Here is a 13249-nt window from a genome sequence, read left to right as displayed (position 1 = left end):
ACAGCCCGGCTTCTGAAGCGTTTTCCGGCAAGGCTCGCCCGTTACAGGCAAGAGCCTGCGCCGCGGCTCGGATAGAGTCGCTTCGCATCACGTTGATCGACGTGACAGCGCGAGCTCCTTGGTTCGTCTCGCGCTCGGAAATAACGAGGAGACACGCCATGAAGATCGTCGTGATCGGCGGAACCGGCTTGATCGGATCAAGGCTCGTCGCGAAGCTCAAACAGCAGGGCCACGAGGCGGTGGCGGCCTCGCCGAAATCAGGCGTGAACGCGGTGACCGGCGAAGGCCTTGCTGCGGCGCTGGCGGGTACGGATGTGGTCGTCGATGTCGCCAACGCGCCGTCCTGGGAGCCCGCCGCGGTGCTCGAGTTCTTCCAGCGCTCGAGCCAGAATCTCGGCGCGGCAGAGGCCGCAGCAAACGTGAAGCATCACGTTGCGCTCTCGATCGTCGGCACCGACCGCTCGCCCGACAACGCCTATTTCCGTGCCAAGCTGGCGCAGGAAACCATCGTCAAGTCCGCCTCGGTCCCCTACTCGATCGTGCGTGCCACCCAGTTCTTCGAATTCCTCGGAGCCATCGCCGAAACAGGCGTGATCGACGGCAAGATCGTCGTTCCCACCGCCCAGTTTCAGCCGATCGCCGCCGACGACGTCGTCGCTCGCCTCGCGGAGGTCGCAACGGGCAAGCCGCTCAACGGCACGATCGATATCGCAGGCCCCGAGATGGCCCCCTTCAACGAATTCATCGCGCGGCGCCTGAAGGCGTCCGGCGACACACGTCCCGTGATCGGAGATCCGAAGGCGCTGTATTTCGGCGCCCCCATCAACGACACGTCGCTGAACCCGCTCGGCGAGGCGCGGCTCGGGACAACGCCGCTCGCAACATGGCTCGCGAGCCTCTGAGGCTCCGGTAGAATCAACCACGATGGAAATGGCAAAGAAGGGGAATCCCATGCGCAGATTGCTAATCGCAACCGCGGTCTATGCCGCATCTTGCCTGGCGGCCCACGCAGCCGAGACCGCAGCCCCCTTGACCAGGGTCACGGTCGTCTTCGACCAGGCGCTGCCGAACGTCCCGGGCAAGAGCATGAAGGGCGTGCTGGTGGAGTACGGTCCCGGAGGCTCCTCACCGGCCCACATCCACGCGCCCTCCGCCTTCATCTATGCCACGGTCCTCGAAGGCGCGATCCGCAGCCAGCTCAATGACGGTCCCGCAAAAGTCTTTCACAAGGGGGAGAACTTCTTTGAAAGGCCCGGCGACCGCCACGCCGTCAGCGCCAATGCCAGCGATACCGAGCCTGCGAAGCTGCTGGCCGTGTTCGTGGTCAACACGACCGACAAGGAGTTGACGACGCCGATCGCGAAGTAGCACGGGGCCAACAGGCGGCGCCACGCTATCGCGGAGGACTGGCGCTATCCCGCCCCTCTCCACGACCGCGGGCAATATCGCGACGTCGCAGGAACACCCCGAGCACCGCGCCCGGAACTCGCTATATCGCCGACCGCACGATCAGCACGATAGCTCCGGATAGAAGGTTCGAAATGGCGAGCAGGGTCCAATCCGGCCTCGCGCTTGCGCTCGCCAGGCGACATGCGAGGCTCTCGATGAGCCTCAGCATTCGTCATCGGAAAGCCGCTCGAGATAGGCGAGCCCGAATGCTGCGAGTTCCTGGGCGTCACCGCTACTCTCGCGCGCTTCCCGCCTCCCTTGCAGATGACGCTCGAGCAGGCAGCGACGACCATCCGCAGCATCGATGTCGCGATGCCGGGTACGGTACACGCACCAAGCGATGTCCACCGCTGCTCGTAGCGGGCCGTCGTCGACCATGTTCCAGCTCCCAATGTGGAGATGCGAATGGGACGCCAACTCGTCGCGACGACGGAAGTTTCCAATTTTTCCCGAGCAATCAAGGCCTGCGCGCGAAGCGAGCGCAGTCAGCGCTCGCTCCCTTGCTGCGTGCAAAATCAGATGGAGCGACGCGCCGCCATCTCCGCCGCGAGCAGCAGAGCAGTGCGGCTAGCGCCAACCGATGCGATGCCTTGCCCCGCGATGTCGTAGGCAGTGCCGTGGGCCGGCGTGCAGATCGGGAACGGAAAGCCGCCGAGCAAAGTCACGCCGCGATCGAAGCCCATCAGCTTCATCGCGATCTGGCCCTGGTCGTGATACATCGTCAGAACCGCGTCGAAGGCGCCCGCCTTGGCGCGCAGAAACACGGTGTCGGCGGGAAACGGCCCCTCGGCGGCAATGCCCTCGCGCTGGCCGGCCACGACCACCGGCGCAATCAGGTCGATCTCCTCGCGGCCGAAATTACCGCCGTCGCCGGCATGGGGATTGAGGCCTGCGACTGCGATTCGCGGTCGCGCGAAGCCGGCATTGCGCATGCAGGAATCGGTCAGCCTGAGTGCACGGTGGATGCGTTCGCTGGACAGCTTTGCAGCAACATCCTTGAGCGGAATATGAGAGGTGACCCGTGCGTTCCAGAGCCGGTCCAGCACGTTGAATTCGCTTGCCGGCGTCTTCAGACCGACGACCTCGGCCGAGAACGCGATCTCGTCGTCGTACCCGGCATGGGCAAGGCGCATCGCCTGCTTGTTGAAGGGGGTGAAACAGACCGCGTCGACATGGCCGTCGCGGCCGAGTTCGAGCGCATGCCTGTAATTGGCCAGCGCGAATCTGCCGCCGGCAAGCGTCGCAGTCTTCGGCTCGACCTCTCTGGGATCAAGGTGGCGGAGATCGACAAGCAATGCATCGCCTCTTGCCGCGCGAAGGTCGGCCCCCTGCTCCACCGCCCTCAGTTCCGGCTCGACCCCGGCAATGCGCGCGCCCTGGTCGAAGATGCGGCGGTCGCCGATGACGACGAGCCGGCAGCGGGCGCGGATCTCGTCCTGCGCCACGAGATTCGCCGTCAGCTCCGGGCTGATGCCGGCGGGATCTCCCATTGCCAGTGCGATCAGCGGCTTTGCGGTCATATGATCACCTTCTCCTGGGCTGGCGTGTCGATCGCGGGCGACGCGGGTTTGCGCCAGAGCCGCGCAAGCTGCAACACCAGCGGCAGCAAGAGCAGCGCGATCCCGCCCACGATCAGGCACGTCACCAGCTTGTTGGCGAAGAAGATGCCCAGTGATCCCTTGGACAGCAGCATCGACTGTCGGAACGCATCCTCGGCCTTGTCGCCGATGACGATCGCGAGCACGAGCGGCGCCAGCGGATAGAACAGCTTCTTGAAGAGATAGCCTACGACACCGAAGCCGAGCATCATCACTACGTCGAGATAGGAGTTCGACACCGAATAGGCGCCGACGACGCAGATGATCACGATCAGCGGCGCGATTACCACGAAGGGAATCCGCATCAAGGCCGCGAAGACGGGAACGGTCAACAGCACCAGCGCGACGGCGACGATGTTGCCGACATACATCGAGGCGATCAGGCCCCAGACGAAATCCTTCTGGTCGACGAACAGCATGGGTCCGGGATTGAGGCCCCAGATCATCAGCCCGCCCATCATGACGGCTGCGGTTGCCGAGCCGGGAATGCCGAGCGAGAGCATCGGCAGCAGCGCACTCGTCCCGGCGGCATGATCGGCTGTCTCCGGCGATATGATGCCTTCGATCTCGCCGGTGCCGAAAAGGCGGCCGCGGCGCGAGAAGCGGCGGGCGATGCCGTAGCTCATGAAGGAGGCCGCGGTCGGTCCGCCCGGCGTGATCCCCATCCAGCATCCGATGGCGGCGCTGCGCAGCAGGGCAACGCCATGCCGCGGCAAGCGGCCGACGGCGCGGAACACCTCACGCCAGTCGATCTTCGAGGAAACCGCGCGGGCGTGAAATTCCTCCTCGACGGCGACCAGCAGCTCGCCGATGCCGAACAGGCCCATCACCGCAACGACGAAGCTCACGCCTTTGACCAGCTCATCCACGCCCATGGTGAGGCGCACGCTGCCGGAGACCGTGTCGATACCGATGGCGGCGATGGCAAAGCCGATCGCCAACGCCACGACCGTCTTGATCGGTGCCGCCCCACCCATGCCGACGAAGCTCGCAAAGGCGAGGAAATAGACCGCGAAATACTCCGGCGGTCCGAAGGCGAGCGCGACCTGGGCAACCCAGGACGCCAGGAAGGTGATCAGGATGACGCCGATCAGCGCACCGAACGCCGCCGAGCCGAAGGCGGTGGCAAGTGCCGTGGTCGGCCGGCCGTCGCGCGCCATCGGATAGCCGTCGAAGGTGGTCGCGACCGACGACGGCTCACCGGGAATGTTGAACAGGATCGAGGTCACGGAGCCGCCGAACAGCGCGCCCCAATACATGCTGGAGAGCAGGATGATCGCCGACACCGGCTGCATGCCGAAGGTCAGCGGCAAGAGCAGCGACACCCCGTTCGGCGCACCGAGGCCGGGCAGCACGCCGACGAGAATGCCGAGCAGCACACCGACTGCCATCAGGGCCAGATGCGGCATGGTGACCGCGATGGAGAAGCCATGCAGGAGGTCTGCGAGATTATCCATCGGCCGCTCCGTCAGAAGCCCAAGGCGGCGGCGAGCGCGCCGTGCGGCAGGCTCACCTGGAACATGCGCTCGAACACGACATAGAGCGCGAGCGCCGTTGCTCCGGCCATGACGAGCGCGCGCGGCACCGATTGGTGCCTCGGGATCGCCAGCACTGCGAGGACATACAGGGCCGAGGCGACGTACATCCCGGCGAGCGGGATCGCGGCAACGAAGATCGCAGCCGGCACCAACAGGCCGGCGAGCCGGCGCAGCTCGATGGACGTGATGGCGGTGGGAACGCTTGCGAGCGTCACGGCCGGCAACACACCCCGGACCAGATTGACGAGACTCCCGACCACGATGACGATCCCGGTCAGGAACGGAAACGTGCCCGCATCGACGCCCGCGCTCGACCAGCCGATGCCGTTGTCGAGGCTGGAGACGACGACGGCCACGCCGAAGCTTCCGGTGAGGACGGCGGTCGCAAGTTCAAGCGCGCGGCGGGAGATCATGGGAGGCTCCGATCAGGCCACGTACGGTGGTGGTGCAGGGCACGTATCTTGCCCCAACGTTCGGAGTCGTCCCTGCGAACGCAGGGACCCATAACCCCAGGCAGGAGTTTGACGAAAACTGGAAGTTGATACCACCACCAACGCTCCTCGATAGATCACGCGGTATGGGTCCCTGCATTCGCAGGGACGACAGCGGAGCTGGTGGCACGATGGTCAAGACGTCGCGAAAAAGCCTGCTCACATCGAAGCTGGTGCAACAGCCCCGCCTCACTTGACGAGCCAGCCCTGCTCGCCCGCGACCTGCCTGACGTGCTCGAGGTCCTCCTTGATGAATTTGTCGAACTCAGCACCGGTCAGGAAGGTGTCGACCTGGGAGGTCTTCTCGATGTAGTCCTTCCACTCGGGCGTCGCCTGCACCTTCTTCATGAGGTCGACATAGAACGCGGCCTGCTCCGGCGTGACCTTGCCGGGCAGCCACACAGTGCGCGGCTGCTCATACTGCTTGATGTCGAGGCCCTGCTCGACGCAGGTCGGAACATCGCTCCAGCCCTCGCTCGCCGTGACCTTGGGTCCCTGCGGCAGACGCTTCGGGCTGAACACGCAAAGTGGCCGCTGCGTGCCGCCCCGCCATTGGCCGAGACTTTCGCTGGGGTTGTTGACGTGGGAGTCGAGATGTCCGCCGGCGAGCTGCACGGCGGTCTCGGCGCCGCTCTTGAAGGGGATATAGGTCAGCTTGACCTTGCCGGCCTTCTCGATCATGCGCGTCAGCACCTCGTCGGTGTCCTTCGACTGCGCGCCGCCCATCTTGAATTCGCCCGATGCGGCGGCCTTCAGATAATCGCCCGCCGACTTGTAAGGTGAGTCCTGCTTGACCCAGAGCAGGAACTCGTCCTGCGCCATCGCCGCGACCGGGGTGAGATCGGTGTAGTTGAAGGCGACCTTGGAGACGAGCGGCTGCTGCCAGGCGTTCGAGGTGCCGAAGATCACCTTGTAGGGATCGCCGGCGGAAGCCTTGGCGTAGACGTAACCCTCCGCACCGCTCCCGCCGCCCTTGTTGACAACGATGATCGGCTGCTCCGTCAGCTTGTGCTTGGTGATGATGTTCTGCACCGCGCGCGCGAGATTGTCGGTCCCGCCGCCGGGCCCGGCGGTAGCCACGAACTCGATCGGCTTCTGCGGTTGCCAGGCGGCACTCGCCGGCATCGTGCCGGCGAGCATGGCCGCGGAGAGCAGAAATGTTGACGTCCGACCCATGATTTCCTCCAGCTGATCTTGTCTTCTTGTTCTTGTCGTCTCGACGTCCGCTCAGGCGATGCGTTCCTCGCGTCTTCCTGATGCCAGCACGATCGCGCCTTCTGTTTCGAGCGCTTCGATCTGCTTCTGGTCGAACCCGTGCTCGGTCAGCACCTCGCTCGTGTGCTCACCATAAACAGGTGCGCCTGATCGCACTTTGCCTGGGGTCTCCGAAAACTTGATGGGAAGCCCAATCGTCTTGACGGGGCCGAGCGTGGAGTGCTCGACCTCGACGACCATCTCGCGCGCCAGCGTCTGCGGATCGCTCAGAGCCTCCAGCATGTCGTGCACGGGTCCGCATGGAACGCCCTTCTCCTCCAGCACTGCGAGCCAGTGTGCCCGGGACTTCGTGCGGAACCGCTCGCTCAGGACGGCTTCGAGCTCCTTCAGATTGGCCATGCGGTCGGCTCCGTTGAGGAAGCGCGGATCGGAGGCAAGCTCGCTCGCGCCGAGCGCTTCCAGCATCAAAAGCCAATGCTTCTTGTTGGCGCCGCCGACGACGAGCCAGCCGTCCGAGGCTTCGAACGCCTGATACGGCGCGTTGAGCGGGTGCGCCGAGCCCATGGCGCGCGGCGCAGTGCCCGCGGCAAGCGCGATCGTCGACTGCCAATAGGTCTGCACCAGCGCGGCCTCATAGAGCGAGGTCTCGACCCACTGCCCTTCACCCGTCTTGAGGCGATGCGTGTAGGCGGCCAGGATGCCCATGCTCGCGAGCAGGCCGGCGGTGATGTCGGACAGCGGCGGTCCGCACTTGACCGGAGGACCGTCGGGCCGCTCGCCGGTGAAGCTCATGATGCCGCTCATGGCTTGTGCGACGAGATCGAAACCCCTGCGGTGCTTGTACGGGCCGGTGCGGCCGAAGCCCGACAGCGAGCAATAGATCAGCGCCGGGAATTCCGCGTGCAGCGCCTCGTAGCCGAAGCCGAGGCGCTCCATCGCGCCCGGTGCAAAGTTCTCGACCAGCACGTCGGCGCTGGCGATCAGCCGCCGCAGCACCTGCTTGCCGCCGTCGGTCTTCAGGTCCAGCACGATGCCGCGCTTGTTGCGGTTCATCATCAGGAAAGAGGCCGCCTCGTCCCCGATCTTCGGCGGCACCGAATGACGGGTGTCATCGCCGTTCGGCCATTTCTCGATCTTGATGACGTCGGCCCCCATGTCGGCCAGCATCAGGGTGCAGGTCGGTCCCGCCATGACATGGGTGAGGTCGACGACCTTGAGGCCGGCCAGCGGTCCCGAGCGGCGGGAGGCGGATTGCGATCGATCGCTATGCATCGGGGCGCCCTATTCGCCGCGCCATTGCGGCGCGCGCTTGTTGAGGAAAGCATCGAGCCCTTCGCGAAAATCCCGGCTCGTGTAGCACATCAGGATGAGGTCTTCGCCCTCGTCCCGCGTCAGCCGCTTTTGCAGGCGAGCCACGGCCTGCTTGGTCGCATTCAGCGTCAGCGGCGCATGGCTGGCGACGAGGCGGGCCACCTCGTCGGCGCGCCGGTCGAGAGCTGCGATGTCATCGACGACCTCGCCGAGCAGCCCGACACTCGCGGCCTCTGTGGCGTCGACGAGGCGCGCGGTGAAGATGATGTCCTTGACGCGCGCGGCGCCGATAAGCGCGATGAGACGGCCGACATTGGACATCGACAGGCAATTGCCGAGCGTGCGGGCGATCGGAAATCCAATTTTGGTGCTCTTCGTGCCGATGCGGAGATCGCAGGCCGCGGCAATGCCAGCCCCGCCCCCGGTGCAGAACCCGTTGATCGCCGCGAGCGTCGGCACCCTGCACTGCTCCAGCGTGGTCAGCACGCGATCGATGCGGTTCTCGTAGTCGATCGCGTCCTGGGGCGTTTTGAATTCGCGGAACTGGTTGATGTCGGTGCCCGATGCAAAGGCCTTGTCGCCGGCCCCGCGCAGCACCAGCACCTTGACCGCATGGTCGCGGTTGGCCTCCTCGCAGATCGCGGCAAGCCGCTCGTACATGGCGAACGTGAAGGCATTGCGGGCCTGCGGGCGGTTGAAGGTGATCCGCCCGATGCCGTCGTCACGCTCGAAGACGAGGTCTTCTGCCTCCACCTGCCGGTCCATTTCCTCATACCTTTCTGTTTTGCGCATTTTTGAATGCAAAATTTTGGATTTTCAAGCTGGAACTTGGAAATATCTGCCTGTAAGCTGATTTTTGCATTCAAATCGAGCTCAGACCCATGCTTCACGAAGAAGTCGTTGGCCGCATCCGCGCCATCCTGCTCGACGGTGAAATCCCGCCGGGTGCGCGGATTCCCGAACGCGAGTTGTGCGAGCGGCTGGAGATCTCGCGCACGCCGCTGCGCGAGGCGCTCAAGGTGCTCGCCGCCGAAGGCCTGGTGCAGTTGCTGCCCCATCGCGGCTCACGCGCGGCGAAGCTGACGGACAAGGACATGCGCGACCTGTTCGAGGTCTGCCAGGGGCTGGAGGCACTCGCCGGCGAGCTCGCCTGCGAGCGCATCACGGACGCCGAGATCGACGAGATTGCCGCCGCGCATGCGGAGATGGTGCAGCATTATCGCGAGCGCGACCTGATCCAGTACTACCGTGGCAACCGCGCCATTCACGAAGCTATCGTCGCCGCGGCCGGAAACCCCGTGCTGGCGGGGCTCTACACCTCGGTGACCGCGCGCATCCGCCGGGCGCGCTATGTCACGCCGATGACGCCGCAACGCTGGGCGCTCGCCGTCAAGGAGCACGAGGCCATCCTCAACGCGCTCCAGCGGCGCGATGGCGTCGGCCTCGCCCACATCCTGCGGGCGCATCTTCGTCACAAGCGCGAAGAGGTTCTGCAGGCGGGCTTTGCCGAGACGGAAGGCCATGACCTCACGCTGAAAATTGCGTAACGCGCAATTCGGCGGTCACATGCATCCGCGGACCAATTCTACTTGCTAGCTTGTCGTAACCGGCGCAGCATGGCTTCTGCCGACCTCCGGCCGCATGGCTGATCAGGCCGGTCGCAACGCGCGAACAATTGCGCAAGATACGTAATACAAAAGACAAAAGCGGAGGAAACGCATGACAATCGATGTCTCTCGTCGGTCCCTGCTCGCGCTCGGGGCGGGCCTCGGTGCCAGCGCCATGCTCGGCAGCAGCGCGCTGGCGCGGGCTCCCAAGCTCGGCACACAGACGCCCTACTGGCACCGCTTCGTTCTTGGCGACGCCGAGGTCACGGTCGTCTCCGACGGGCCGCTGCCGCTCGGCGATCCCTCGGGGACCTTCACCGGCGTTCCCAAGGAAGAGGTCAAGAAGATGCTCGCCGACAACTTCCTGTCGCCGGACAATGTCGTACTGGAGCAGAATTCGCCGATCGTGAACACCGGCGACAAGCTCATCCTGTTCGATACCGGCATGGGCTCATCGAAGATGTTCGGCGCCAGCACCGGCCGGCAGCAGAAGAGCATGACCGAGGCCGGCATCAAGCCGGGCGACATCGACGCCGTCGTGTGCTCGCATGCCCATATCGACCATATCGGCGGTATCGTCGACGAAGGCGGCAAGCCGCTGTTTCCGAACGCTCAGATCTACATTGCCCAGAGCGATTTCGACTTCTGGACGGACGAGGGCAAGCTCGGCAGCGCGGCCAAGGACTTCGTCGTTCACGCCCGCAAGAACCTGCTGCCGGTGCGCGACCGCATCGTGTTCTTCAAGGACGGCCAGGAATTCCTGCCCGGCGTGCAGGCGATCGCGGCGCCCGGCCACACCGTCGGCCACACCATCTTCATGGTCACCTCGGCGGGGAAATCCTTCGCCTTCCTCGGCGACCTCTCGCACCATTCGGTGCTGCTGCTGGAGCGGCCGCGGATGGAATTCTCATACGACACCGATCCCAAGCAGGCAGCCGAATCGCGCGTCAAGCTGCTGACCATGCTGGCAGCCAACAAGACCCCGGTGATGTCCTATCACTTCGCCTGGCCGGGCTATGGCCACGTCGCCAAGGCGGGCGAAGGCTTCCACTACTATCCCGAGCCGATGAAGATGATGTTGTAACTCTCGTCAGATCAGGTCCGGACGGCGCTCACCGTCCGGACCGCCCCCTCGCTGGGCGAAACGGTTTTTGTAAGCGGTCGAGGCGCGATCGCAGCTGGGCGTCACTCTCACGGCCCAATGCAAGCAATCCAGAATAGGGATTTCCTGCTATGCCGAGCACGGCAGCAAACGCAGGCTCCGTTTTCATTCCGCGCCCCCTGTGCCCCACCACCGCCTTCCGCAGGCGTCCATCGTCGAGAGCCAGCAATCTCCGCTCGATCTCGAAGTGCTGCCATCCCTCCTGCTGATCGACCGGTCTCGGATCTCCGAACAGCTCGAAGGGCCAGCCGCCCCATTCGAAGCGGGCAACCACCGGCCGCCGGCTGGAGCGCCACTGGTAGAGAGCAAATCCGTCACAGGCGCCGTACCGTCGCCACACGAGCTCCGCGAAAGCGGCCGCGTCGCGTACCTGACACACGACATCGATGTCGCTTGTCGGCGTCGAAATTCCCAAGGGCAGCGTCCCAACCACACGCGGATCGAATCCACTCAGCTCCCCGAGCAATTCCGAACTGCCGATCGCAGCTTCGTAGCTACCGATCCAGCTGGTCATCGCAGAGGACCTCGACCAGGCGAAAGCGCTCGCACATCAGCATCATGTCGTCGCTGTATCGTCCGAGCCGGCCGAAATAGTCTTGATGGGCGCGGCGCCAAAAGGCCAGGCTCCGGTCACCTTCTCCCTCCTCATGCGCAAAGGCTGCGTCGACCTCGTTGAAGCGCCGATATGTCACGTCGATGGTTTCGATGACGCAGCGCGGCTCCGCTCGCCCGTCGAGCACCACCCAGCGCTCACCGGGTGTGGAGGTGCTCGGCTCGTCTTCGGTACTGCATGTCGCGGTCTTGATGCCCTTGACGACGAGTTCGACCAATTGGTCCGCCAGCGCCGAATTGTCCCCGAATGCAAATGTCCGGAGGTGTCGATACCGCTCGGGGACCGGCTTGCTCATGGTCTTCCAGGCTTTCAGTCGCCTCGCCGCCCGGGCCACAGCGCATCGTGACGAAGCGCTGCCTAGCACCCCAGCCTGTCGGCGATCCCGCCAAAATCCTTCGCGACGATGTCCCAGTTGCCGGTCGCCTCGAAGTCGACCTTCTGCAACGGCCCATATTCGGTCGGCCGCGCCACGAACGCGGTCCTCAATCCGTTCTTCTGCGCGGCGGCGAGATCGCCGTTGTGGGCGGCGACCATCATCACTTCCTCCGGCTTGAGGCAAAGTAGGCGCGCAGCGCCGAGATAGGTTTCCGGATCGGGCTTGTAGTGCTCGAACAGCTCCGCCGACAGGATGAGGTCCCACGGCAGCCCGGCGAACTTCGCCATGTTGGTGAGCAGCGCGACATTGCCGTTCGAGAGTGGCGCGATCACGAATTTCGTCTTGAGCCGCGTCAGACCCGCAACACTGTCGGGCCAGGCATGCAGGCGATGCCAGCCCTTGGTGAGGTAATCGAGATCCGCGTCGGTGAGGCCCGGAAGCGCGAACTTCTCGACCAGCTTCTCCAGCGAACGGCGATGCAGATCGTCCAGCATGACGTAGCCGCGCTCGGGATGCTGGCGCACGTCGTCCATCGAGGCCATGTACATGCCGCGCCAGCCATCGACCAGCGCGGTCCAGTCGGCGCTGATGCCGCGCTGCTTGCTCCACCACATGAAGTCGGCGATCAGGCTGGTGCGCCAGTCGACCACGGTGCCGAACACGTCGAAGACCAGGGCTTTGACAGTGGAGAGATCGGACATGTGCGCTTTCCTCTATATTACTTGTTCTTGGTCATTCCGGGATGCGCCGTAAGGCGCAGGCCCGGAATCCATACTCCCGATCGTGGTTATGGATTCCGCGCTCTCCGGGCCGCGCGTTTCGCGCGATCCCGTCGCCCCGGAATGACGGCAGTTGGGGTTGCCTGGATCAGTCCAGATGGAACTTGGCCAGCTCACGGTGCTCGGCCTTGATGTAGCGCACGGTGCCGGTGACGGAGCGCATCACCACCGTCTCGGTCTCGATCACGCCGTCCTTGCGGAACTTGACGCCCGAGAGCAGCGAGCCCGTGGTGACGCCGGTGGCCGCGAACAGGCAATCGCCGCGCGCCATGTCCTCGATGCCGTAGATCATCTTGGGATCGTCGACGCCCATCTTGGCGGCGCGCTCGCGCTTCTCGTCGGAATCGAGGATGAGACGGCACTGCATCTGGCCGCCGATGCAGCGCAGCGCCACGGCCGCGAGCACGCCTTCCGGCGCACCGCCCGTGCCGAGATACATGTCGACGCCGGTGTTATCAGGGTCAGCGCAGTGGATCACGCCGGCGACGTCGCCGTCGGTGATCAGGCGCACCGCGGCGCCGGTCGAGCGCACGCTCTCGATGATGCTGGCATGGCGCGGACGATCGAGCACCAGAACGGTGATACCATCCGGCTGGACACCCTTGGCCTTGGCGAGGCGGCGGACATTGTCGGCCGGCGTTGCATCGAGATCGACGACGCCCTTGTCGTAACCGGGGCCGATCGCGAGCTTCTGCATGTAGACGTCGGGGGCGTGCAGCAGCGTGCCGCCGTCGGCCATCGCCATCGTGGCAATCGAGCCCGGCATGTTCTTGGCGCACAGTGTGGTGCCTTCGAGCGGATCGACCGCGATGTCGACCTGCGGGCCTGCGTTCAGGCCGACTTTCTCGCCGATGAAGAGCATCGGCGCCTCGTCGCGCTCGCCCTCGCCGATCACGATGGTACCCTCGATCGGGAGCTTGTTGAGCTCGCGGCGCATGGCATCCACCGCGGCCTGATCGGCCGCCTTCTCGTTACCGTGCCCGCGCAAGCGCGCCGACGACACCGCCGCCCGCTCCGTCACGCGCACGATCTCCAGCGTGAGGATGCGCTCGAGCAGCGCTTGCGGCGGGACTGAAATATGGGTCGACATCGGCTAACTCCTTCGAAACA

15 protein-coding genes are annotated in these 13249 nt (G+C 64.8%); 4 read left to right on the top strand and 11 right to left on the bottom strand.

All coding sequences use genetic code 11. The features are described from left to right. Window positions 1-158 precede the first annotated feature (158 nt). Window positions 159-902 carry an SDR family oxidoreductase gene (locus EHH60_RS28400; RefSeq protein WP_124162684.1) on the top strand — a complete coding sequence of 248 codons (744 nt, stop codon included), beginning with the start codon at window positions 159-161 and terminating at the stop codon, window positions 900-902. A 49-nt stretch (window positions 903-951) separates the two neighbouring features. After that, window positions 952-1368, top strand: coding sequence for a cupin domain-containing protein (locus EHH60_RS28395; RefSeq protein ID WP_124162683.1), 417 nt, complete (start codon window positions 952-954; stop codon window positions 1366-1368). 243 nt (window positions 1369-1611) lie between these two features. Here the strand turns inward: EHH60_RS28395 and EHH60_RS28390 are convergent, their stop codons facing one another. From EHH60_RS28390 to EHH60_RS28360, 7 genes are all read right to left on the bottom strand, one after another. Continuing rightward, entirely contained in the window at window positions 1612-1827 is a 216-nt protein-coding gene (locus EHH60_RS28390) for a hypothetical protein (RefSeq protein ID WP_124162682.1), read from the bottom strand. A 137-nt stretch (window positions 1828-1964) separates the two neighbouring features. Beyond that, window positions 1965-2969 carry a 4-hydroxythreonine-4-phosphate dehydrogenase PdxA gene (locus EHH60_RS28385; protein ID WP_124162681.1) on the bottom strand — a complete coding sequence of 335 codons (1005 nt, stop codon included), beginning with the start codon at window positions 2967-2969 and terminating at the stop codon, window positions 1965-1967. Further along, complete coding sequence (locus EHH60_RS28380) at window positions 2966-4504, bottom strand: tripartite tricarboxylate transporter permease (protein WP_124162680.1); 1539 nt, start codon at window positions 4502-4504, stop codon at window positions 2966-2968. Before EHH60_RS28380 ends, EHH60_RS28385 begins: the two co-directional genes overlap by 4 nt. Before the next feature lie 11 nt (window positions 4505-4515). Further along, window positions 4516-4998: a tripartite tricarboxylate transporter TctB family protein gene (locus EHH60_RS28375; protein WP_124162679.1), complete on the bottom strand. Its 483-nt coding sequence runs from the start codon at window positions 4996-4998 to the stop codon at window positions 4516-4518. A 267-nt stretch (window positions 4999-5265) separates the two neighbouring features. Next, window positions 5266-6252: a Bug family tripartite tricarboxylate transporter substrate binding protein gene (locus EHH60_RS28370; protein WP_124162678.1), complete on the bottom strand. Its 987-nt coding sequence runs from the start codon at window positions 6250-6252 to the stop codon at window positions 5266-5268. A gap of 51 nt (window positions 6253-6303) precedes the next feature. After that, window positions 6304-7563, bottom strand: coding sequence for a CaiB/BaiF CoA transferase family protein (locus EHH60_RS28365; protein ID WP_124162677.1), 1260 nt, complete (start codon window positions 7561-7563; stop codon window positions 6304-6306). A gap of 9 nt (window positions 7564-7572) precedes the next feature. Next, window positions 7573-8367, bottom strand: coding sequence for an enoyl-CoA hydratase/isomerase family protein (locus tag EHH60_RS28360; protein WP_124162676.1), 795 nt, complete (start codon window positions 8365-8367; stop codon window positions 7573-7575). A 116-nt stretch (window positions 8368-8483) separates the two neighbouring features. Between EHH60_RS28360 and EHH60_RS28355 the strand changes: the two genes are divergently transcribed. Together EHH60_RS28355 and EHH60_RS28350 are read left to right on the top strand one after the other, a co-directional pair. Then, window positions 8484-9149 carry a GntR family transcriptional regulator gene (locus tag EHH60_RS28355; protein WP_124162675.1) on the top strand — a complete coding sequence of 222 codons (666 nt, stop codon included), beginning with the start codon at window positions 8484-8486 and terminating at the stop codon, window positions 9147-9149. A 172-nt stretch (window positions 9150-9321) separates the two neighbouring features. Further along, on the top strand, window positions 9322-10293 hold the full coding sequence (locus tag EHH60_RS28350) for an MBL fold metallo-hydrolase (RefSeq protein WP_124162674.1): 972 nt from the start codon (window positions 9322-9324) through the stop codon (window positions 10291-10293). A gap of 28 nt (window positions 10294-10321) precedes the next feature. Here the strand turns inward: EHH60_RS28350 and EHH60_RS28345 are convergent, their stop codons facing one another. The 4 genes from EHH60_RS28345 to glpX form a co-directional block, all read right to left on the bottom strand. After that, a complete protein-coding gene (locus EHH60_RS28345; protein WP_124162673.1) occupies window positions 10322-10885 on the bottom strand; it encodes a DUF4269 domain-containing protein in 564 nt (187 codons plus the stop codon). After that, window positions 10866-11279 carry an ASCH domain-containing protein gene (locus EHH60_RS28340; RefSeq protein WP_124162672.1) on the bottom strand — a complete coding sequence of 138 codons (414 nt, stop codon included), beginning with the start codon at window positions 11277-11279 and terminating at the stop codon, window positions 10866-10868. Before EHH60_RS28340 ends, EHH60_RS28345 begins: the two co-directional genes overlap by 20 nt. 62 nt (window positions 11280-11341) lie before the next feature. After that, the gene (locus EHH60_RS28335) at window positions 11342-12061 is read right to left on the bottom strand and encodes a haloacid dehalogenase type II (protein WP_124162671.1); all 720 of its coding nucleotides are present in this window, start codon (window positions 12059-12061) and stop codon (window positions 11342-11344) included. A 166-nt stretch (window positions 12062-12227) separates the two neighbouring features. Next, complete coding sequence (gene glpX, locus EHH60_RS28330; RefSeq protein WP_124162670.1) at window positions 12228-13229, bottom strand: class II fructose-bisphosphatase; 1002 nt, start codon at window positions 13227-13229, stop codon at window positions 12228-12230. Between the last annotated feature and the right edge of the window lie 20 nt (window positions 13230-13249).

The organism is Bradyrhizobium sp. RP6 (genome assembly GCF_003837805.1).
GTDB lineage: Bacteria > Pseudomonadota > Alphaproteobacteria > Rhizobiales > Xanthobacteraceae > Bradyrhizobium.
This window is presented reverse-complemented; position numbering and strand designations above follow the sequence as displayed.

Coding starts and splice junctions, on each gene's coding strand:
- EHH60_RS28400 (WP_124162684.1), top strand. CDS start 159: ATGAAGATCGTCGTGATCGGCGGAACCGGCTTGATCGGATCAAGGCTC.
- EHH60_RS28395 (WP_124162683.1), top strand. CDS start 952: ATGCGCAGATTGCTAATCGCAACCGCGGTCTATGCCGCATCTTGCCTG.
- EHH60_RS28390 (WP_124162682.1), bottom strand. CDS start 1,827: ATGGTCGACGACGGCCCGCTACGAGCAGCGGTGGACATCGCTTGGTGC.
- EHH60_RS28385 (WP_124162681.1), bottom strand. CDS start 2,969: ATGACCGCAAAGCCGCTGATCGCACTGGCAATGGGAGATCCCGCCGGC.
- EHH60_RS28380 (WP_124162680.1), bottom strand. CDS start 4,504: ATGGATAATCTCGCAGACCTCCTGCATGGCTTCTCCATCGCGGTCACC.
- EHH60_RS28375 (WP_124162679.1), bottom strand. CDS start 4,998: ATGATCTCCCGCCGCGCGCTTGAACTTGCGACCGCCGTCCTCACCGGA.
- EHH60_RS28370 (WP_124162678.1), bottom strand. CDS start 6,252: ATGGGTCGGACGTCAACATTTCTGCTCTCCGCGGCCATGCTCGCCGGC.
- EHH60_RS28365 (WP_124162677.1), bottom strand. CDS start 7,563: ATGCATAGCGATCGATCGCAATCCGCCTCCCGCCGCTCGGGACCGCTG.
- EHH60_RS28360 (WP_124162676.1), bottom strand. CDS start 8,367: ATGGACCGGCAGGTGGAGGCAGAAGACCTCGTCTTCGAGCGTGACGAC.
- EHH60_RS28355 (WP_124162675.1), top strand. CDS start 8,484: ATGCTTCACGAAGAAGTCGTTGGCCGCATCCGCGCCATCCTGCTCGAC.
- EHH60_RS28350 (WP_124162674.1), top strand. CDS start 9,322: ATGACAATCGATGTCTCTCGTCGGTCCCTGCTCGCGCTCGGGGCGGGC.
- EHH60_RS28345 (WP_124162673.1), bottom strand. CDS start 10,885: ATGACCAGCTGGATCGGTAGCTACGAAGCTGCGATCGGCAGTTCGGAA.
- EHH60_RS28340 (WP_124162672.1), bottom strand. CDS start 11,279: ATGAGCAAGCCGGTCCCCGAGCGGTATCGACACCTCCGGACATTTGCA.
- EHH60_RS28335 (WP_124162671.1), bottom strand. CDS start 12,061: ATGTCCGATCTCTCCACTGTCAAAGCCCTGGTCTTCGACGTGTTCGGC.
- glpX (WP_124162670.1), bottom strand. CDS start 13,229: ATGTCGACCCATATTTCAGTCCCGCCGCAAGCGCTGCTCGAGCGCATC.